20 protein-coding genes are annotated in these 18,942 nt (G+C 60.7%); 8 read left to right on the forward strand and 12 right to left on the reverse strand.

The window, feature by feature from the left end; genetic code table 11:
- Window positions 1-143: 143 nt before the first annotated feature.
- The 3 genes from ASD36_RS22290 to ASD36_RS22300 form a co-directional block, all read right to left on the reverse strand.
- The gene (locus ASD36_RS22290) at window positions 144-1,067 is read right to left on the reverse strand and encodes a prephenate/arogenate dehydrogenase family protein (RefSeq protein ID WP_060506412.1); all 924 of its coding nucleotides are present in this window, start codon (window positions 1,065-1,067) and stop codon (window positions 144-146) included.
- Window positions 1,067-2,173, reverse strand: coding sequence for a histidinol-phosphate transaminase (gene hisC / locus ASD36_RS22295; protein ID WP_060506413.1), 1,107 nt, complete (start codon window positions 2,171-2,173; stop codon window positions 1,067-1,069). The genes ASD36_RS22290 and hisC overlap by 1 nt, the downstream gene beginning before the upstream one ends.
- A 79-nt stretch (window positions 2,174-2,252) precedes the next feature.
- Window positions 2,253-3,023, reverse strand: a complete 771-nt coding sequence (locus ASD36_RS22300) for a class I SAM-dependent methyltransferase (RefSeq protein ID WP_060506414.1) — start codon at window positions 3,021-3,023, stop codon at window positions 2,253-2,255.
- 87 nt (window positions 3,024-3,110) lie between these two features.
- Here ASD36_RS22300 and gloB point away from each other — a divergent pair, with 87 nt between their 5' ends.
- Together gloB and ASD36_RS22310 are read left to right on the forward strand one after the other, a co-directional pair.
- Window positions 3,111-3,881, forward strand: coding sequence for a hydroxyacylglutathione hydrolase (gene gloB / locus ASD36_RS22305; protein ID WP_060506415.1), 771 nt, complete (start codon window positions 3,111-3,113; stop codon window positions 3,879-3,881).
- Window positions 3,881-4,324: a cupin domain-containing protein gene (locus tag ASD36_RS22310; RefSeq protein WP_060506416.1), complete on the forward strand. Its 444-nt coding sequence runs from the start codon at window positions 3,881-3,883 to the stop codon at window positions 4,322-4,324. Before gloB ends, ASD36_RS22310 begins: the two co-directional genes overlap by 1 nt.
- Window positions 4,325-4,326: 2 nt before the next feature.
- Here the strand turns inward: ASD36_RS22310 and ASD36_RS22315 are convergent, their stop codons facing one another.
- Both ASD36_RS22315 and ASD36_RS22320 read right to left on the reverse strand, forming a co-directional pair.
- Complete coding sequence (locus ASD36_RS22315) at window positions 4,327-5,217, reverse strand: EamA family transporter (protein WP_060506417.1); 891 nt, start codon at window positions 5,215-5,217, stop codon at window positions 4,327-4,329.
- Between the two features lie 29 nt (window positions 5,218-5,246).
- Window positions 5,247-6,023, reverse strand: coding sequence for a DUF3108 domain-containing protein (locus ASD36_RS22320; RefSeq protein WP_060506418.1), 777 nt, complete (start codon window positions 6,021-6,023; stop codon window positions 5,247-5,249).
- Between the two features lie 370 nt (window positions 6,024-6,393).
- Here ASD36_RS22320 and rpmB point away from each other — a divergent pair, with 370 nt between their 5' ends.
- Both rpmB and ASD36_RS22330 read left to right on the forward strand, forming a co-directional pair.
- Window positions 6,394-6,690: a 50S ribosomal protein L28 gene (gene rpmB / locus ASD36_RS22325; protein WP_037163865.1), complete on the forward strand. Its 297-nt coding sequence runs from the start codon at window positions 6,394-6,396 to the stop codon at window positions 6,688-6,690.
- A 163-nt stretch (window positions 6,691-6,853) separates the two neighbouring features.
- Window positions 6,854-7,492 carry a VUT family protein gene (locus ASD36_RS22330; RefSeq protein WP_060506419.1) on the forward strand — a complete coding sequence of 213 codons (639 nt, stop codon included), beginning with the start codon at window positions 6,854-6,856 and terminating at the stop codon, window positions 7,490-7,492.
- A 57-nt stretch (window positions 7,493-7,549) separates the two neighbouring features.
- Here ASD36_RS22330 and ASD36_RS22335 read toward each other — a convergent pair whose 3' ends face one another.
- The 4 genes from ASD36_RS22335 to ASD36_RS22350 all read right to left on the reverse strand — a co-directional run bounded on the left by ASD36_RS22335 (window position 7,550) and on the right by ASD36_RS22350 (window position 12,309).
- The gene (locus ASD36_RS22335) at window positions 7,550-8,515 is read right to left on the reverse strand and encodes an esterase-like activity of phytase family protein (protein ID WP_060506592.1); all 966 of its coding nucleotides are present in this window, start codon (window positions 8,513-8,515) and stop codon (window positions 7,550-7,552) included.
- Between the two features lie 161 nt (window positions 8,516-8,676).
- The gene (gene cobT / locus ASD36_RS22340) at window positions 8,677-10,581 is read right to left on the reverse strand and encodes a cobaltochelatase subunit CobT (protein WP_060506420.1); all 1,905 of its coding nucleotides are present in this window, start codon (window positions 10,579-10,581) and stop codon (window positions 8,677-8,679) included.
- Window positions 10,582-10,584: 3 nt separating this feature from the next.
- A complete protein-coding gene (cobS, locus tag ASD36_RS22345) occupies window positions 10,585-11,580 on the reverse strand; it encodes a cobaltochelatase subunit CobS (RefSeq protein ID WP_060506421.1) in 996 nt (331 codons plus the stop codon).
- A gap of 93 nt (window positions 11,581-11,673) precedes the next feature.
- Window positions 11,674-12,309 carry a J domain-containing protein gene (locus ASD36_RS22350; protein WP_112834521.1) on the reverse strand — a complete coding sequence of 212 codons (636 nt, stop codon included), beginning with the start codon at window positions 12,307-12,309 and terminating at the stop codon, window positions 11,674-11,676.
- A gap of 152 nt (window positions 12,310-12,461) precedes the next feature.
- Between ASD36_RS22350 and ASD36_RS22355 the strand changes: the two genes are divergently transcribed.
- Entirely contained in the window at window positions 12,462-12,743 is a 282-nt protein-coding gene (locus ASD36_RS22355; protein ID WP_037099750.1) for a BolA family protein, read from the forward strand.
- Window positions 12,744-12,962: 219 nt separating this feature from the next.
- A complete protein-coding gene (locus ASD36_RS22360; protein ID WP_060506422.1) occupies window positions 12,963-14,546 on the forward strand; it encodes a caspase family protein in 1,584 nt (527 codons plus the stop codon).
- A gap of 19 nt (window positions 14,547-14,565) precedes the next feature.
- Here the strand turns inward: ASD36_RS22360 and ASD36_RS22365 are convergent, their stop codons facing one another.
- Genes ASD36_RS22365 through ASD36_RS22375 form a run of 3 tightly spaced genes read right to left on the reverse strand, consistent with a single transcriptional unit; the run spans window position 14,566 to window position 17,613 of the window.
- On the reverse strand, window positions 14,566-15,900 hold the full coding sequence (locus tag ASD36_RS22365; protein WP_060506423.1) for an HlyC/CorC family transporter: 1,335 nt from the start codon (window positions 15,898-15,900) through the stop codon (window positions 14,566-14,568).
- Complete coding sequence (aroB, locus tag ASD36_RS22370) at window positions 15,897-17,030, reverse strand: 3-dehydroquinate synthase (RefSeq protein ID WP_060506424.1); 1,134 nt, start codon at window positions 17,028-17,030, stop codon at window positions 15,897-15,899. The genes ASD36_RS22365 and aroB overlap by 4 nt, the downstream gene beginning before the upstream one ends.
- Window positions 17,031-17,034: 4 nt before the next feature.
- Window positions 17,035-17,613 carry a shikimate kinase gene (locus tag ASD36_RS22375; RefSeq protein WP_037099760.1) on the reverse strand — a complete coding sequence of 193 codons (579 nt, stop codon included), beginning with the start codon at window positions 17,611-17,613 and terminating at the stop codon, window positions 17,035-17,037.
- Between the two features lie 158 nt (window positions 17,614-17,771).
- Between ASD36_RS22375 and ASD36_RS31055 the strand changes: the two genes are divergently transcribed.
- Together ASD36_RS31055 and xerD are read left to right on the forward strand one after the other, a co-directional pair.
- Window positions 17,772-17,921 (forward strand): hypothetical protein, encoded by a 150-nt coding sequence (locus ASD36_RS31055; RefSeq protein ID WP_037099764.1) that lies wholly within the window; start codon window positions 17,772-17,774, stop codon window positions 17,919-17,921.
- The gene (xerD, locus tag ASD36_RS22380) at window positions 17,918-18,874 is read left to right on the forward strand and encodes a site-specific tyrosine recombinase XerD (protein ID WP_060506425.1); all 957 of its coding nucleotides are present in this window, start codon (window positions 17,918-17,920) and stop codon (window positions 18,872-18,874) included. Before ASD36_RS31055 ends, xerD begins: the two co-directional genes overlap by 4 nt.
- Window positions 18,875-18,942 lie beyond the last annotated feature (68 nt).

Consider the following 18,942-nt stretch of genomic DNA (forward strand, 5'->3'; position numbering starts at 1 on the left):
CGTCACACGCCCCTCATCCGCCCTGTCGGGCACCTTCTCCCCGTAAACGGGGCGAAGGGATATGCGGCTCACTCCGTCGTCCTCTCTCCCTGCTTGCGGGGAGAGGGCTAGAGTGAGGGGCAAAGCGGAATGTTTGCTGCCACCTACTTCTGATCCATCGCATGCCGCCCGAAATCGGCCATATCGGTATCCTGACCGGCCTGGACGATCGAGCGGCGGATGGCGCGGGTGCGGGTGAAAAGGTCGAACAGCTTGTCGCCGTCGCCCCAGCGGATCGCCCGTTGCAGATAGGCCAGATCCTCGGAAAACCGAGCCAGCATTTCCAGGATCGCATCCTTGTTGTGCAGGCAGACGTCGCGCCACATGGTCGGGTCTGACGCCGCAAGACGGGTGAAGTCGCGGAAACCCGAGGCGGAATATTTGATCACTTCCGATTCGGTCACCGCTTCCAGATCATCGGCCGTGCCGACGATGTTGTAGGCGATGATATGCGGCAGGTGCGAGACGATCGCCAGAACCTTGTCGTGGTGCTCCGGATCCATGTCATCGACCATGGAACCCAGCGTTTCCCAGAAGCCTCGCAGCTTCGCTTTGGCCGTTTCGTCCGTATCGGGCAGCGGTGTCAGGATGCACCAGCGGCCCTTGAACAGGCCGATAAAGCCCGCATCCGGACCGGAATATTCGGTGCCGGCAATCGGATGGCCCGGGATGAAATGGACACCTTCCGGCATATGCGGCGCCATCTGGGCGATGACAGAGCCTTTGGTCGAGCCGACATCGGTGACGATCGCACCGGGCTTCAGATGCGGAGCGATTTCGGCGGCAACCGCGCCGGAGGCACCGACGGGCACGGAGACGATGACCAGATCGGCATTCTTGACCGCATCGGCAGCCGACGTCGTGTAGCGGTCGCCGAGGTTCAGCGCCTCTGCCCGCTTCAACGTCGCGTCGCTGCGCGTCGAGACGGTGACGGAACCTGCAAGGCCCTTGTCCTTGATTTCGCGAGCGATCGACGAGCCGATCAGGCCGATGCCGATCAGCGCGATGGTTTCAAACTGCTTTGCCATCACGCCCGGCCCATGAACTCGGTGAGCGCGGCAATCACGCCTTCATTGGCTTCCGCCGAGCCGATGGTCATGCGCAGCGCATTGGGAAGGCCATAGCCCCGCACCGCCCGAAGGATGAAACCGCGGCTGGTCAGGAACTCGTCGGCTTCCGGCGCGCGCTTGCCGTCGGTATCCGGGAAATGGATCAGCACGAAGTTGGTGACCGACGGCGTGACGCGCAGACCGAGCGAAGAGAAGGCATCGGTCAGCTTGCCGAGCCAAAGCGAATTGTGCTCGACGGCTGTGGCCGCAAAGGCCTGATCGCGGATCGCGGCGGCACCGGCAGCGATGGCAGGTGCGTTCATGTTGAACGGGCCGCGCACACGGTTCAGCGCGTCAATAATGGCAAGCGGCGCATACATCCAGCCGATTCTGAGCGCTGCAAGCCCGTGGATCTTCGAAAACGTGCGGGTCATCACCACGTTCTGGTTGGACGACACCAGTTCAAGGCCCGCTTCATAATCGTTGCGGCGGACATATTCCGCATAGGCGGCATCGAGAACCAGAATGACATTCTTCGGCAGACCGGCCTGCAGGCGGCGGACTTCATCGACAGGCACATAGGTGCCGGTCGGATTGCCCGGGTTGGCGAGGAAGACCATTTTCGTCTTCGGCGTTACCGCAGCAAGGATCGCATCGACGGTGACCTGGCAATCGTTTTCCGCAACGGTGACCGGCGTCGCACCGGCGCCCATGATCTGGATCTTGTAGACCAGAAAACCATGCTCGGTGATGATGGCTTCGTCGCCGGGGGCGAGATAGACGTGGCAGAGCAGGCCGAGCAGCTCGTCGGAGCCGTTGCCGCACATCAAGTTGGCCGTGTTCAGGCCATAGACGGAGGCGATGGCTTCACGCAGTTCAATCGCCTGGCCATCGGGATAGATTTCAAGCTTGGCGGCAGCCTTCTGGAAGGCCTCGATCGCTTTCGGGCTCGCTCCCAACGGCGTCTCGTTCGAGGAAAGCTTATAAACCTTGGCCACACCCGGCGCATGCTCCTTGCCCGGCACGTAAGCGGCAATATCGAGGATACCGGGGCGTGGGGTTGGGCTCGTAAGGTCTGTGCTCATGGGATCAGCTTTCGGCGACAGGGAAAATGACGCTCTGGCAATACCGGTGCAGCGGGTTTTTGTCGAGTGTGGCGCGACGTCACAAATCGATTCGATGCGCTGGCCGCAATGGCTTTTCCCGCGTCGTCGGCACGCCTTGTGGAGCGAGCACCGGCACGAAGACGCGGCGCGAGGCGCGGGCGGCGACAGGCAGGCCCTGATAGAGCCGCTTCTGCGCCTCGACGATGATGACGCCTGAGAATACCGGCCAGAGCGAGCGGCCGATGCGCTCGAAGGCCTGGCGCATTTTCAGGATCAGTTTCAGCTTCGAGGGCGGAAAGAACAGGGCATCGGCGGAGGCGCCCGGAGTGAAATTGGTTTCGCGCAACAGCGACGTCAACTGCCCGCGTGAATAGGGACGGCCGGAACCGAAGGGCGTGTGCTCCATCCGCGCCCAGACGCCGCGGCGATTGGGGACCACGATCACCAGACGGCCACCCGGCGCCAGAACACGCCAGAGTTCCTTCATCGTCTCACGCGGGTTTTCAGCGAATTCGAGGGAATGGACCATCAACACCCGGTCGATCGACGAATCGGGCAGCGGCAATTCCTCGTCGAAGATCAGCGCTGTCGAGGATAGTTCGGCAACCGGCCAGTTCACCGCCCCCTGCCCCGCCGGCATGAAGGCAAACGTGCGCTCGGTATCGGCGCGAAAGCGATCGAGATAGGGGACCGCATAACCAAGCCCGACCAGCCGCTCTTCGGGCAGCTTGGCCCAGACAGACGACAGCGCCATGCTGATCGATTGCTCGGCAAAGCGGCCGAGGCGGGAATGATAGAACTGGCGAAGGTCGACGATATCTGCGTGCATGCCCTCATGTTAGACTGGAACGGGTGGACTTCAAGGCGGCGCTCACTACATTCGCCACAACGACGTGTCCTCTTCAGGAATTCCATCATGGCCAAGCTCGATATCGAACTCTTCCCGTGCCGCACCGATAATTTCGGCGTGCTGATCCACGATCCGGCAAGCGGCGCCACCGCCTCGATCGACGCACCGGAGGAAGCAGCCATTCTGGCGGCGTTGAAGCGCCGGGGCTGGACACTGACCCATATCCTGACGACCCACCATCATCCGGACCATGTGGACGCCAATCTGGCGCTGAAAACACGCTACGATGTGACGATCATCGGCCCCGAAAACGAAGCATCGAAAATTCCAGGCATCGACAAGACGATCGGCGATGGCGGTGATTTCGAATTCGCAGGACACCCGGTGCATGTCTTCGAAACGCCTGGGCATACGGCCGGGCATATCTGCTTCTACCTCCCCAACGACAAGCTGCTGTTTTCCGCCGACACGCTGTTTGCGCTCGGCTGCGGCCGCCTGTTTGAAGGTACGCCGGCGCAGATGTGGACCTCACTGCAGAAACTGATGGCACTCCCTGATGATACCATCGTCTATTTCGGTCACGAATATACGCTGTCCAATGCGCGCTTCGCAGTGACTGTGGATCCGGAGAACGCGGCGCTGAAGGCCCGTGCTGCCGAAATCGACGCCCTGCGCGCCAAGGGCGTTTTCACCGCGCCGACAACGCTTGGTCTCGAAAAGGCTACCAACCCCTTCCTGCGGCCGCATGATGCCGCCATAAGGGCACATCTTCAGATGGACAACGCATCGGACGCCGAGGTCTTTGCCGAAATCCGCAAGCGTAAGGACAATTTCTGATGGACGTTCAACTGCCGCTGTCGGCGCAAGCCATCATTGAAACACTGAAAATGGAGCGCCATCCGGAAGGCGGCTGGTATATCCAGACCTTCAAGGACACAGCGGGCGGTCCACGCGGCCACTCGACCGCTATCTATTATCTTTTGGAGCGCGGCGAGCGTTCTCACTGGCACCGCGTGCGCGATGCGGTCGAGATCTGGCATTTCTATGCCGGGGCGCCGCTGGCACTGAGCATCGCCGAAGACGGCAAACCGGGCACCACCGTCACGGTCGGCTCGAACATCCTGACCGGCGAGAGGCCGCAGGCAATCGTCCCCGCCAACTGGTGGCAATCGGCAACGTCGCTCGGGGCATGGACGCTGGTCGGCTGCACGGTTGCGCCGGGCTTCGATTTTTCAGCGTTTGAAATGGCTCCGCCCGACTGGCAGCCGCCGGCAGCCTGAACCTATTCAGCGGGCTGTGCGGCTCTGGAGCGGCCACGGAAAATAACGTCCTTGGCCGCCAGAACCGCGCCGCCGGTCACGAACAGGCAGGCGAGCGCAATCCGCCAGGACGGCTCGGCGAAACCGAATGCGATCAGGATCAGCGTCGAGAGAACCGGCGCCGCATAGCTGGCGACGCCGAGGATCTGGATATTGCCGTTCTTGACGCCGTAATCCCAGGCGTAGAAGGCAGCGCCGACCGGCAACAGGCCGAGACCCGCCACCGCGATCCACTGTGTTGCTGTTTCAGGCCAGACCGTCGTTTCGAGGCCAAGGTGGCAGAGGAAGGACAGGGCCGCCGTTGCCAGGCAGAAGCCGGTGACGACATCCGTCGAGACGGCTTCGAATCGCCGCGTCAGCAGCGAATAGCCGGACCAGGTGAAGGCACAGGCCAGAGCCGCACCATAGCCCATGACATAGGCGTCATCGAACTGAACGCCATTGCGCGCCACGATCAGGATCGTGCCGGCAAGTCCGCAGATGGCCCCGGCGACATGATACCAGCGTAGCCGCTCACCCGGCAGAAGCGCGGAACCGACAACGATCAGGAGCGGCCAGAGATAGGCAATCAGTCCGGCCTCGACCGCAGGCGCATTGCGAAGAGCGGTGAAATAGAGAAAGTGGTAACCGAACAGCCCGGCAATCCCGACGATCCAGACCTTTGCGGGCTGCTTCAGCAGCGCCAGCCGCTCAGGCTTCAGCGCCAGGACAACGAGGCCGGGAATGCTGCCGATGGAAAAGCAGATGGCAGACAGCTGGAAGGGCGGCATGGTGCCGGAGGCTGCCGTGAACAGCGCCAGCAGCGACCACATCAGGATCGCCGAAAAGCCGATCAGCGTTGCCTTGACTTTCATGCACATGCCCCCCGGCCCGAATGGAAATATCAGCTTCCGAACCGCGTCGCCCAGATGGTGACAGGGCCATAGCTGGTCGGGATGCGGACGTAGACCGGAGCATATACGTTCACAGTGTCAGCCTTGGCAAACCAGATTTCCATGGTTTCCAGCTTGCGCAGGTAATCGACGTCGTCGCGCCCTTTGCGATAACCGGATTTCGGCACGAACTTGATGCCGCAGACGATGACGTCTCCCTGAAAACCTTCCGTCTTGAAGGGCCGGGTCCCCTTCGGCGACAGCTTCAGGTCCATGCGCGATTCGCCGTCGAAGATCGGTACGCTTTTCGGGCAGACCCGCGTATCGGCCGGAAAGATCAGGCCCGAGAGAGGATCTACAACATTGCGCATATCCGCCTTGGTGACCGGCACCCAGTTCTTCGGAATCTTGCGCGGCGGCTTCATCGAGGCGGACACGACATCGCCGTCGCGGAACTGCACGTCGATCGCACGGCCCTTCTTGCCGCTCTGATACTTGACCCGATATTCCGAGGCGCTCAACTGGTCACGCCCGACGACGCCGGAGACCGAGGTCTCCCCTGAGGTCTTCGCGAAAATATCGGCAAGACCAGCGGAGTTCATCGTCCCGGAAATGGTGTAGCGCTTGTCATTCAATTCTGTGTGGAACGAGGCCTTTGCAATTGGCAGGCCGGCAAGCGAGATGCTGTAGTCCGTCGTGTGCGTCACATCGACGGCATAGGCCGTGCCTGTGGAAAACGTTGCCGTGGCCAATGCCAGAAGCGCCGAAAAACCGTTGCGCCAGTTCATTCCAGTTGCCCTTCCATTTTCGCTGACGCGACACGTCCGTTCACTTAATCTTAGGCGATAGGGCGGGTTTGCGGCATTTCTGCGCCGGAAAACCCGCTTTTGCCACAAGGCTTAACCCATGGAGCAATAAAGTGGAATTGGTCGCAGTAAAGATGTATAGGCACGGAAAGAATCTGAACCGAACGGTATCTCCGGCTTGATGGACCCCGCGTTTCTCAAGAGTTTTTCCCGGAAAACGAAGGTTTGGCTTGACGCCGCGGCTCTCGCTGACTATAGAACCGCAACTTTCCAATCATGGCCAACGGAATGCGGCCTGGGCTTACGGCCCGCCAACGCATGGACCGAAGGCGAAAAGAAAAATAGGTGCATCATGTCCCGTAGTTGCGAATTGACCGGCAAGGGCGTCCAGTCGGGCAACAATGTGAGCCACGCAAACAACAAGACCAAGCGCAAGTTCCTGCCGAACCTGTGCCAGGTTACGTTGATTTCCGACGTGCTCGGCCAGCGTTACCGTCTGCGCGTTTCGGCCGCAGCCCTGCGTTCGGTTGAACACCGCGGTGGTCTCGACGCATTCCTGATCAAGGCTGACGAAGTAGAGCTGTCGATGCGCGCTCGCCTGCTGCGCCGCCAGATCGTCAAGAAGACGGCTGAAGCTGTCGCCGCTTAATCGGCACTCTTGGCTTTACAGATTAAAAGGCTTGCCAGGGAAACCGGCGAGCCTTTTTCTCGTGCAAGATTGACGCTAAACCGTTCGCGGTCTACCGGGTGCAAACCACGGCAAACTGCGGGCTTAGATGACTCCAACTGGTGGCATACCCCAGGATAAAAAAATGCTGACAAACCGCACGTTCCTAACTTATGTCGCGCTGATGACCCTCGTGGTCGTGGCCTCCAATTTCCTGGTCCAGTACCCCCTGCCCGGCTCGATTGCCGGCATGCAGCTGGGTGATCTCCTGACCTTCGGCGCCTTCAGCTATCCGATCGCCTTTCTCGTCACCGATCTCACCAACCGCCAGTTCGGCCCCCGCACCGCCCGCAAGGTCGTTGTCGCCGGTTTCGCGGTGGCGGTCCTGCTATCCGTGCTGGTGGCCAGCCCCCGCATCGCGATCGCGTCCGGCTCCGCCTTCCTGCTCGGCCAGCTTCTGGATATCTCGGTGTTCAACAAGCTGCGGGCACAGAGCTGGTGGCGCGCGCCGCTGGTCGGCTCGCTGTTCGGCTCCTTCCTCGACACGGCGATCTTCTTCTCGTTCGCTTTTGCCGCGTTTTTCGTCTTCTTCGGCCCGAACGAGCCTTTCGCGCTCGAAAGCGCGCCGATCCTCGGCATAATGACCGCAGAGGCGCCGCGCTGGATCTCCTGGGCGCTCGGCGACCTCAGCGTCAAGATCATCGTCGGCCTGGTGATGCTGCTGCCCTATGGCGCGTTGATGAACGTGATCAAGCCGATGCCGGGGGTGAAGGCAAACGCCTGACTCAGAAAACCGGATGACAGAATCGAACCCGCATCACCCCGTGGTGCGGGTTTTTTCTTATGCCGGATTCTGTTCCAGCAACCGGAACTCCAGCATCAGGTTGCGCTCGAGAATGGAGTGATTGTCGTCGGAAACGATGATGAGGCGAATATCGCCGCCAGGTTCGACGATAACGTCCAGGCCTTCCATATTGTCGATCTGGTAGCCCATATCGGCGTTGAGCAGGACCTCTCCATCGACCACGGCACCGGGCTTGATATCGTCAGCCTTGATGCGGCGGATCTGCATGCCGATACCTTCGGCGAAGCTGAAGCGGCGCTCCAGAATCAAAAAATCGCCATTGGGCAGGAACGCGCCGTCAGTCACCGCGAACGGGCCTTTGCGAACAACACCGAAAATACCCTTGCGGGGACCATCGAGGACGGCGGCCAGGAGATGCCCATTGCTGTCAAAGCTCAGCTCGGAAACCACAGTGACGCCGCCCGCAAGCGGGCTGTCCTTCGGTGAAACCGCGATGGTTTCAAGACCGCGATTGCCCCGCAGCGCGGTGGTCGGGATAAGAAGCGGCAAGCTCGCCAGCGGCCCTGATTGGGCAAAGCCGGGATCTGGATAGACATCGACGCGGTGGAGCCCCTCATAGCTTGCAAGGACCATACCATCGCGCAACGCCACGCCTTCACAGTCCATGCGCTCCTTGACCTGTTCAGACCGCCCGTTGGCATCGATCATCGAAGTGACCGTCAGATCGCTCGTGCCTGCCAGCCGGCCTTGCTGGTCACGCTCGATTGCACCTTCGACCCAATGCCCCGTGTCCATAATCGCAAGAAAGGATTTCCGGTCCGGGCGAAAGCGGATCGATGAGATCGCGCCAAGCAGCGCGTTCGACGACGACATCTCGATACCGCCGATAAATTCCAGCTTGCCGAACAGCTTCTGGTCTGAACCGATCTTGAAGTTTTCAATCTGCCGGCTCTTTACCGGAACGATTTCCGAGGGCGCCAACGGTGCCGCAACCGATGGCATGACGGCCAGAAGCAGGGAAAAGGCGGCTGCCTGAATCAGTGTCGCTTTCAAAAGACGTCCTTCCGGCAGGCCGGCATGGAGCGCAAAGCAGCTCCGGAAAAATCAAAGAATATGCAAAGCAAGACCGGGGCGCCACGCGACGCACCGGTCAGACAATATTATCAGCTCGCACGCCGCCGCGCAGGCGCGGCCCGGCGGCGGGAACTCTCGTCGTCGAACAGCGAAGCAAGCTGCTCGGTCATCGCGCCGGCGAGCTCGTCGGCATCGACGATGGTCACGGCCTTGCGGTAGTAGCGCGTCACATCATGACCGATCCCGATCGCCAGCAACTCGACCGGTGAGCGCGTCTCGATCTGCTCGATGACGGCACGCAGGTGCCGCTCGAGATAGTTGCCCGGATTGACCGACAGGGTGGAATCATCGACCGGCGCACCATCCGATATCATCATCAGGATGCGGCGCTGCTCAGAGCGGCCGAGCAACCGGTTGTGTGCCCAGATCAGCGCCTCGCCGTCGATGTTTTCCTTCAGCAGGCCTTCACGCATCATCAGGCCGAGATTGCGGCGCGCGCGGCGCCACGGGGCATCTGCGGACTTGTAGATGATGTGGCGCAGATCGTTGAGGCGGCCCGGTGTCTGCGGCTTGCCGCTGGCCAGCCATTTTTCACGCGATTGCCCGCCCTTCCAGGCCTTGGTGGTGAAGCCGAGGATCTCGACCTTGACGCCGCAACGTTCCAATGTACGGGCCAGAATGTCGGCACAGGTGGCGGCAACCGTGATCGGCCGGCCGCGCATCGAGCCGGAATTGTCGATCAGCAGCGTCACGACCGTATCGCGGAAATTGGTATCCTTTTCCCGCTTGAACGACAGCGGCTGCATCGGGTCGATGATCATGCGCGTCAACCGCGCTGAATCGAGATAACCCTCTTCCAGATCGAATTCCCACGAGCGGTTCTGCTGCGCCATCAGGCGGCGTTGCAACCGGTTGGCAAGACGGCCAACGGCACCCTGCAAATGTGCCAGCTGCTTGTCGAGGAACGCCCGTAGACGGTCGAGCTCGGCCTCGTCGCAAAGCTCCTCGGCCGTGGTGGTTTCGTCGAATTCCTCGGTGAAGACGCCGTAATCGACTTTCTCGTTGAAATCGTCGAAAGGATGGTTCGGCCGCTTGACCTCGCCAGGCGTTTCGCTGTCGTCCTCGCCGTCATCCGACATCTCCTCTTCGGAGATTTCGGCGCCGTCCATTTCGCCTTCGTCCATCTGCTCGTCGGCAGATTCGTTCTCGTCGGCGGGCGCTGCGTCGGAACCGGCATCCTCGTCGGAGCTGTTTTCATCCTGATTCTGGCTGCGCGGCTGATCTTCGTCGGTCTGGGTTTCCTGGTCGTCCGGCTCGACATCCTCGTCGCCGTATTTCTCGGCCATCTCCATCGATGTCAGCATGTTACGCACGACACGGGCGAAAGCCTGCTGGTCGTTGACCGCAGCAGACAGTTCCTTCATGTCGCCGGCAGCTTTTTCCTCGATGAAATCGCGCCAGAGATCGAGCACCTTGCCGGCCGACGCAGGCGGCTTCTGGCCGGTCAGTTTTTCACGCACGATCAGCGCAACGGCTTCTTCCAGCGGCGCATCCGCCTGCCGGTCGATATTGCCGAAATTGGCGCGGGCGTATTTTTCATCCAGCATCGAGGTGAGGTTGCTGGCAACGCCGGTCATGCGCAACGAACCGATCGCCTCGACGCGCGCCTGTTCGACGGCATCGAAGACGCCGCGCGCATCAGCCCCCTGCGGGGCCATGGTCGCGTGGATGCGGGCATCGTGGCAGGCCTTGCGAAGAGCCATCGAATCGCCAAGCCCGCGGGTGACGGCGAGTTCCTGGCGTGTCGGCCGCTTGGAAATTTCGGGCAGCCGCATGCGCTCGCCGGAAAGGCCCGGGCGCTCGTTGGCAAACACGACCTCGATTTCCGAATCCCCGGCAATCGAGCGGATGCAACCGGTCAGTGCGCGGCGGAATGGCTCCACATCCACGACACCGGCCGGCCTTGCTTTCGAATTATCGCCCCGGCCTGCCATGGATCAGGCCGTGGCTTCGAGCACGATATTGGCAGCACTTTCCTTCAGCTCTACACCGAAGGCGCGCTGATAGTGTTCCGCCACCAGCGCACGCTCAAGCTCGTCGCACTTGTTGAGGAAGGTAACGCGGAAGGCAAAAGCGATATCGCCGAAGATATGTGCGTTTTCAGCCCAGGTGATGACGGTACGCGGGCTCATGACGGTCGACAGGTCGCCGTTGATGAAGGCCGCGCGGGTGAGATCAGCAACGCGAACCATCTTCGAGACGGTTTCGCGGCCGCGCTCCTTGGTGAAGCCCTTGACCTTGGCGGCGACGATATCGACTTCGTTGTCATGCGGCAGGTAGTTCAGCGTGGTGACGATCGACCAGCGGTCCATCTGCGCCTGGTTGATCTGCTGCGTGCCGTGATAGAGGCCGGTCGTATCGCCAAGGCCGACGGTGTTGGCCGTTGCGAACAGGCGGAAAGCCGGGTGGGGGCGGATGACGCGGCTCTGGTCGAGCAGCGTCAGGCGGCCGGATGATTCCAGCACGCGCTGGATGACGAACATCACGTCCGGGCGGCCGGCGTCGTATTCGTCGAAAACGAGCGCCACATTATGCTGGTAGGCCCAGGGCAGGATGCCGTCCTTGAATTCGGTCACCTGCATGCCGTCCTTGACGACGATGGCATCCTTGCCGACGAGATCGATACGGCTGACGTGGCTGTCGAGGTTGACGCGTACGCAGGGCCAGTTGAGTCGGGCCGCGACCTGTTCGATATGGGTCGACTTGCCGGTGCCGTGATAGCCGGAAACCATGACGCGGCGATTGTGCGCAAAGCCGGCGAGAATGGCGAGCGTCGTCTCGCGGTCGAAGAGATAGTCGGGATCGAGATCAGGCACATAGGCATCGGCCTTCGAATAGGCCGGCACGCGCAGATCGGTATCGATACGGAAGACGTCACGGACGGAAACTGTCGTATCGGGGAGGTTGGAAATGTCGAGGTCTACCTTGCTCATCATGTCTCCAGCACGGTAAAGCCCCTTGACTCGATTAGCGGGGGCGTTCCCGTCTATGCCTTTATAAATGTGTGACCGTAATAAGACGGGTTCCTAGCAGAAGCCAGCCTGTTTTAACAATTGATATGCTTGGATCACGGCGCGAAAACGCTCTTCCGATCCCCTGTCTCCGCCATTTGCATCGGGGTGATGCTTTTTTACCAGCTCTTTGTAAGCCGATTTCACATCTGCCGCAGTCGCATTGGCATGCAGACCGAGCGTTTCGAAGGCCTTGGCCTCCAGCGTTTTCAGTTTGCGCAGCCGCGGCTCCTGCCGGTTGGCGCGGGCGCGTGCCTGATCGACGAAGCCGAAGGGATCGCGCATGCGGGCCTGCGCACCGGCGGAACCGGAGCGCTGATGCGATTGTTGCGGCGCATTCTTGGCATTCTTGTTGACGCCGACAGTCCAGGTCGGCCGGTGGCCGGTGATGGCTTCCTTCTGATAGCGGGCAATCTCGTTATCAGACAGGCCGGAAAAGTAGTTGTAGCCCTTGTTGTATTCCTTGACGTGCTCGAAGCAGAACATGAAAAACTCGTTTTCCGCGTGGCGGCCCACGGGTGCACGATGAACAGCATTCTCCTCGCACCCGTCCCATTGGCATTTGGGTGCCATCGGCTCGGGTTTCTGGGTCACCCTGCGGCGCGTCCGTATCCCGTCGAAGTATTTTGAATCGAGTTTCATGGCGCTAATTATGGGGCGTGGCGGACGCCACAACAAGAATTGACAAATCGGAATGTTGCAGGCTTTGTGAACCCATTTTGCACCGCGCAAAAAGCAATCCCGCACAGGTTGCCCGATCGAGATCGGAACCTACGGAAAAGCCAGAGAAACGGGGCTAAAACATGTCACTTCAAAGCCGCATCGAAACCAAGCTCACCGCGGCCTTTTCTCCCGAACGATTGATTGTTGTCAACGAAAGCCACCTGCATGCCGGCCACCATCCCGATATCGACGGCACCGGCGAAACCCATATGCGGGTGCGAATTGTTTCCAGCGCTTTCATCGGCATGAGCCGCGTCGCTCGCCATCGAGCCATCAATGATGTCCTGAAGGCCGAAATCGACGCGGGATTGCATGCGCTCGCCCTTGAACCGGCTGTTCCCGGGGAAACAACCCGCTGGTAAGGATAGCGATAGCGTTTAGTGAAGCAACGAACCGGGATCGAAGGGTCTAATTCGTGCTGAATTGACGAAATTGTGGCCAACATCTACAATTGCAGATGGGACGACAGAATAGTCGGATCGTACGATCCGTTCCTTTATTACGACATACAGAAAATTTTCATCACAGGCGGAGCCGGTTCAAGGTTGTCCGGTGAGCCCTCTATTTTTGAGGTCAAGACGATGCTCAGGAGGTTTGGGCTTGTCGCGGCGTTCGTCGCCGCGTTTCTATCATTCAGCGAGGTATCGGCAGCAACGCCGTCCGGTAAAAAAGTAGCCCTCGTCATGGGCAACAGCGCCTACAAGCACGCAGTCGAGTTACCAAATCCGAAAAACGACGCCAAACTGATGGCGGAAACGTTCCGCACGGCAGGCTTCACCGTCATCGAAGGCGAAGATCTCGACAAGACGGCGATGAGCGCATTGGTCGATCAGTTCACCGAGATCGCCTATGACGCCGACATTGCCGTTGTCTACTATGCCGGCCACGGCCTGCAGGTCGATGGACGCAATTATCTCGTGCCGGTCGACGCACAGCTGGAAAAGGCAGCTCAGTTGCAAACGCGCACCGTCCCTGCCGAAAAGTTCCTGGCCGCCCTGCCGCCGGACCCGGCCGTCAGCATCATCATCCTCGATGCCTGCCGCGACAATCCGCTAGCGCGTTCCTTGGCAAAGGTGATGCCAGCCAGCCGCTCCGCCTCGATGGGCGTGGGGCTGGCGCCGGTACAGGCCAACAATCAGGCAGCCGGCGCGGGCGGCCTGCTCATCGCCTATGCAACCGATCCCGGCGCCGTTGCGTATGACGGCAAGGGCATCAACAGCCCCTATACCACTGCCCTTGCGCGGCATCTGACGACGCCGGGCCTTGAAATCCAGAGTGCACTGACGCGGGTTCGCGCCGATGTTTCGGAAGCGACCGGCGGCGCGCAGCATCCCTGGCACAACGCCTCGCTGTCCCGCGAAGTCTTTATCGGCGGCGATCCGGCAGCGCAGGCCGCTGTTACCATCCCCTCCGAAGCAAAGCCTTCCGGTGAAACGGCTTCCGCCGGCGCCAACGACGTCAATTGGACCGTCGAGCAGAAATTGTGGGAAGAAGCTTCCAAGCGCAACACCGTCGCCCATTACGAGCTTTACCTGCAGCAATATCCGAGCGGCAATTTCGCCACCCTTGCCAAGCTCAATCTCGACCAATTGAAAGCAACGGCGACCACGCAAATTGCTTCCATTGCCCCTGCCGGCGAGGCAGCAGCCTCGGCTTCGCAGGTCCGTACCGCGGTTGCCATGCCTGATGATGTCAAGCTGAGCATCGGAACGCCGGAAACGGAAACCACGCTCAACCTCGACAAGGAAGGCCGGATCGATCTGCAACTGCGGCTCGGCGCACTCGGTCATGTCACCGGTGGTGCGGATGGTGCGCTCGGCGCCCGCTCTCGCGCAGCGATCGGGGCATGGCAACAGCAGAACGGCATGGTTGAGACAACCTACCTGACGCAGCAGCAACACATGTTCCTGGTCGTGCAGACCGATCCGATGATGCCGCAGATCCGCGCGCAGTACGAAGCGCAGAAAGCTGCCATCGCGGTTCGCAAGGCACAGAACCCGGTTCGCCAGAAAGTGGCTGGGCAGCGCGTCAAGCGGCAGCACGATGGCGCAACCCTGGAAGGTCCTGTCGAACGACAGGGAAATAGCAGCATGGATCCGGCAGGCGCGGCCTTTGCCGGTGGCCTGCTCGGCGGCGCCCTTGGCGGTATCATCGGCAGCCGCTAGGCTTAACGCAGCCTGCCAATCATTCGATGCCTTCGCTCTTCACCGCGAGCGAGGGCATTGTTACATCATCGGCCGGCCGGATCCGCAGCCGCGTGATCCGGTTTTTCACCCGCTTCATCACGGTGAAGCGCTTGCCGTAAAACGTGAACGCCTGCCGTTCTTCGGGAATCGTTTTGGATTCGTGGATCACAAGACCAGCCACCGTGGTTGCCTCCTCGTCCGGAAGGTTCCAGTCGAGTGCGCGGTTAAGGTCGCGGATCGGCACGCTGCCATCAACAACGACCGAACCGTCCGCCTCCTGCCGCACGCCCTGGATTTCGATATCATGCTCGTCGGAGATATCACCGACGATTTCTTCCAGAATATCCTCCAGCGTCACCAGACCCTGCACCTCGCCATATTCATCGACGACGATGGCGAAATGCACCTTGCGGCGCAGGAAGGCATTGAGCTGCTCTTTCAAATTGGTGGTTTCGGGCACGAACCACGGCTTTTGCGCAATCCGGACAATATCGAGATTTTCCGGCTCGACATCCGGTTCAGCCAGGGCCCGCAACAGATCCTTGGCATGCACGACACCAATGATGTTGTCGGTCGATCCGCGCCAGACCGGCATACGGGTGTAGGGGCTTTCCAGCACCGCGCGAACCGCCACTTCCGGCGCATCGTCGGCATTGATGCCGCGCATCGACGTGCGGTGGATCATGATGTCGGAGATTTCGAGTTCGCCGAGATCAAGAACGCCACCAAGCCGGTCGCGGTCAGCCTTGATGACGGACCCTTCGCGATGCAGGAAATCGACAGCCCCGCGCAACTCTTCATGCGCCGTCAGCATCGGCATTTCCGAAGACAGGTTGATGCCGAACAGGCCGAGAATGCGCCGGACGATCCAGTTCACCAGGCTGGAGACCGGACCGACAATGCGAACGACGATATCGACCGCCCGGGCAACGACAAGCGCAAACCGGTCCGGCGATGCGATCGCCCAGCTCTTCGGCAACACTTCGGCGAAGATGACCAGAATGACCGTCATCGCCAGCGTCGCATAGGCAACGCCGGACGCTCCGAAGAAATGCAGGAACAGACTGGTTGCGATCGACGACGACAGGATATTGGCCAGGTTATTGCCGATCAGCAGCACACCGATCAGCCTGTCGCGGCGCTCGATCAGGCGGTTGACCAGTCCAGCGCGCTCATCACCATTGTTCTCCAGCGTGTGCATGCGTGACCGGGACGCAGCCGTGAGCGCGGTCTCCGAGCCCGAAAAGAACGCCGATAGCAGGATCATCGCGACAATGATCAGGATGCCCGGACCGTAGTCAGCCAGAAACAGTGTGAATGTCTCGTTGCTCATCCCGGATGCTTTTCCTTCAGAAAGGCGCTGACTTCCGATCCCGGAACGTCATCGGCGACAAACGACTGGCCGATGCCGCGCGTCAGGATGAAGGTAAGCTTGCCACCGCTGACCTTCTTATCCTGGGCAATCGCATCCATCAGTTTGTCCACAGGCGGCAGGGTGCCAGGGATTTCATCCATGCGCGTCGGCAAGCCGACCGTCTTCAGGTGCGCTTCCACACGTTTGGCGTCGTCCGGGCTTGCCAGATTCATGCGCGCCGAGAACTGATACGCCAGCACCATGCCGATCGCCACGCCCTCGCCGTGCACCAAGCGCGTACCATCATACAGTGTCGCTGCCTCCAGCGCATGCCCGAATGTGTGCCCGAGATTGAGCAGCGCACGGCGGCCATTCTCGCGCTCGTCGGCCGCAACCACATCGGCTTTCGCCTGACAACTGATGGCGATCGCCTCGATACGGGCGTCGCCACCGGCAAACACGGCCTGCCAGTTGTTTTCCAGCCAGATAAAAAAGTCCGGCTTGTCGATCAGCCCGTATTTGGCGACCTCGGCATAACCGGCCCTGAACTCGCGCTCGCTCAGCGTATCCAGCACGTCGGTATCGGCGAGCACCAGGTCGGGCTGATGGAAGACCCCGATCAGGTTCTTGCCGTGCGGCGAGTTGATGCCGGTCTTGCCGCCGACGGAGGAATCCACTTGTGCCAGAAGCGAGGTCGGGATCTGGATGAAGCGCGAGCCGCGCCGGGCGATCCCGGCGGCAAAACCGGTGAGATCGCCGATGACGCCGCCACCGAGCGCGATCACCGCATCGTTGCGCTCGATACGGGCGCCGAGGATCGCCTCGCAGACGGGGATCAGATGTTCAAAACTCTTGGTCTTTTCACCCGCCGGCAAAACCAGCGACACGGCCGTGATGCCCTTTTCCTTCAGGCTATCCATCAGCGGCTCGAGATAGAGCGGCGCGACATTCTCGTCGGTGATCACAGCCATGCGCCGCCCCTTCAGCCGGCCGGCGATCTCGTCCGCGGCGGTGGCGATCAGGCCGGGGCCGATCAGAATATCATAGGAACGGTCGCCCAGGTTGACGCGAACGGTTTTACGGGCGGCGGACAGGCTGGCAGTGGTCATGGCTTCACTTCTTCGGCATGGCGGCAAGAGCGGCGAGAACCTCTTCCACCATCACCTCTTTCTTCACATCACGGGACAGCACGGTCAGATCCGCCTGTGCATAGATCGGATAGCGGGCGTGCATGAGGTTTTCGAGCGTCTGCTTGGGGTTTTCAGTTTTCAGCAGCGGGCGGGTGTCGCGCTTGTTGACGCGCTCCCACAGAACGTCGAGTTCGGCATTGAGCCAGACAGACAGGCCGTGCCGCTTTATATGCTTGCGGGTGCGCTCGTTGATATAGGCGCCGCCGCCGGTGGAGACGATGCGCGGGCCGGTGTTCAGCAGCCGCTTGATGACGCGGGCCTCCAGCGCACGAAACTCGTCCTCGCCATAGGCTGCGAACAGTTCGCTGATGGTCATGCGCGACACGCGCTCGATCTCATGATCGGAATCGACGAAGGGAACCCCGAGCGCCGACGCGGTCATCCGGCCGATCGCCGATTTTCCGGCCCCCATCAGACCGACGAAGACGAGGTTTCGTCGCCCGAGCGCGGCCTTCGCCCGCTCGATCAGCGCTTCGGAAACCGGTTCAATCACGTCGCTCATGCAGTTTCAATTTCCCCGTTCCGTTCCGGTATCGACAAATCAGCCGGAAGCGTCAAGACTTCACGGCATACAAGGCAACCGGAATCCGGTGCGATACAGCGGTTCTTGCACTTGCAAACAGGCATGGTCATATAGACCCCTGACCCTAGGAGTTGAAAATGCCCAGCCTGTTCCGGTTCCTGTTCATCTGCGCCCTGATCGCCGGCGTGATCTATGGAACGATGATCGCGCTGGTAACCTTCGTCAATCCGGTGGAGCGCGACGTGACCATCCGCATCCCTTCCGAGCGGGTCAACAAACCGCAATGATCGATCTCTCAGCCGCCCATATGGAATCCTTCCTGGAGATGATGAGTGCCGAGCGGGGCGCCGCAAACAACACTCTGATCTCCTATGAGCGGGATCTGGAAGACGCCTATTCCTTCCTCAAGCAGCGCGGCGTCAAGCCGACGGATGCCGCCTCCGAAGACCTGCGTGCCTATCTCCAGCATCTGGCCCAGCAGGGGTTCAAGGCCTCGTCGCAGGCACGCCGGCTGTCGGCATTGCGGCAGTTCTACAAATTTCTCTATGCCGAGGGGCTGCGCACCGACGATCCGACCGGCGTTCTCGACGCACCGAAAAAAGCCCGGTCGCTGCCGAAGGTGCTGAGCATCGACGATGTTTCAAAGCTGATCGGCCAAGCGGAGCAGGAAGCAGCGCAAGGCGGCAACGATCCTGTTGCCCGCCTGCGCATGCACGCCCTGATCGAGCTGCTCTATGCCACCGGCATGCGCGTCAGCGAACTGGTTTCGCTGCCAGCCTCGGTGCTTGCCCAGAATGGACGTTTTCTTGTCGTGCGCGGCAAAGGCAACAAGGAGCGCATGGTACCGCTGTCGCATGCGGCGATCCGGGCGATGCAGGCCTATGGCGCGGCGATGGCCAGCAACAATGCCGCCCAGGAAACCCCACCGCCGGAAAGCCCGTGGCTGTTCCCCTCCTCCGGCAAGGCGGGATATCTGCCGCGTCAGGTTTTTGCCCGCGACCTCAAGGATCTCGCCGCCCGCGCCGGCATCCGCGTTGCAGCGATCTCGCCGCATGTGCTGCGCCATGCCTTTGCCAGCCATCTTCTGGCCAATGGCGCCGACCTTCGCGCCGTGCAGGAACTTCTCGGGCATTCGGACATTTCAACGACACAAATCTATACACATGTACTGGAAGAACGGCTGCATCAGCTGGTCCAGAACCATCACCCTCTTGCCAAACAGGCGAAAAAACAGGATTAGGAGCGCCAGAACCCTTGGCAGGGACGACGGGATCGTCATGTCCGAAGCCACTGACGCAATATGATCGG

The sequence above is a fragment of the Rhizobium sp. Root1334 genome (genome assembly GCF_001426665.1).
Lineage (GTDB): Bacteria > Pseudomonadota > Alphaproteobacteria > Rhizobiales > Rhizobiaceae > Pararhizobium.

Coding starts and splice junctions, on each gene's coding strand:
- ASD36_RS22290 (WP_060506412.1), bottom strand. CDS start 1,067: ATGGCAAAGCAGTTTGAAACCATCGCGCTGATCGGCATCGGCCTGATC.
- hisC (WP_060506413.1), bottom strand. CDS start 2,173: ATGAGCACAGACCTTACGAGCCCAACCCCACGCCCCGGTATCCTCGAT.
- ASD36_RS22300 (WP_060506414.1), bottom strand. CDS start 3,023: ATGCACGCAGATATCGTCGACCTTCGCCAGTTCTATCATTCCCGCCTC.
- gloB (WP_060506415.1), top strand. CDS start 3,111: ATGGCCAAGCTCGATATCGAACTCTTCCCGTGCCGCACCGATAATTTC.
- ASD36_RS22310 (WP_060506416.1), top strand. CDS start 3,881: ATGGACGTTCAACTGCCGCTGTCGGCGCAAGCCATCATTGAAACACTG.
- ASD36_RS22315 (WP_060506417.1), bottom strand. CDS start 5,217: ATGAAAGTCAAGGCAACGCTGATCGGCTTTTCGGCGATCCTGATGTGG.
- ASD36_RS22320 (WP_060506418.1), bottom strand. CDS start 6,023: ATGAACTGGCGCAACGGTTTTTCGGCGCTTCTGGCATTGGCCACGGCA.
- rpmB (WP_037163865.1), top strand. CDS start 6,394: ATGTCCCGTAGTTGCGAATTGACCGGCAAGGGCGTCCAGTCGGGCAAC.
- ASD36_RS22330 (WP_060506419.1), top strand. CDS start 6,854: ATGCTGACAAACCGCACGTTCCTAACTTATGTCGCGCTGATGACCCTC.
- ASD36_RS22335 (WP_060506592.1), bottom strand. CDS start 8,515: ATGCCATCGGTTGCGGCACCGTTGGCGCCCTCGGAAATCGTTCCGGTA.
- cobT (WP_060506420.1), bottom strand. CDS start 10,581: ATGGCAGGCCGGGGCGATAATTCGAAAGCAAGGCCGGCCGGTGTCGTG.
- cobS (WP_060506421.1), bottom strand. CDS start 11,580: ATGAGCAAGGTAGACCTCGACATTTCCAACCTCCCCGATACGACAGTT.
- ASD36_RS22355 (WP_037099750.1), top strand. CDS start 12,462: ATGTCACTTCAAAGCCGCATCGAAACCAAGCTCACCGCGGCCTTTTCT.
- ASD36_RS22360 (WP_060506422.1), top strand. CDS start 12,963: ATGCTCAGGAGGTTTGGGCTTGTCGCGGCGTTCGTCGCCGCGTTTCTA.
- ASD36_RS22365 (WP_060506423.1), bottom strand. CDS start 15,900: ATGAGCAACGAGACATTCACACTGTTTCTGGCTGACTACGGTCCGGGC.
- aroB (WP_060506424.1), bottom strand. CDS start 17,030: ATGACCACTGCCAGCCTGTCCGCCGCCCGTAAAACCGTTCGCGTCAAC.
- ASD36_RS22375 (WP_037099760.1), bottom strand. CDS start 17,613: ATGAGCGACGTGATTGAACCGGTTTCCGAAGCGCTGATCGAGCGGGCG.
- ASD36_RS31055 (WP_037099764.1), top strand. CDS start 17,772: ATGCCCAGCCTGTTCCGGTTCCTGTTCATCTGCGCCCTGATCGCCGGC.
- xerD (WP_060506425.1), top strand. CDS start 17,918: ATGATCGATCTCTCAGCCGCCCATATGGAATCCTTCCTGGAGATGATG.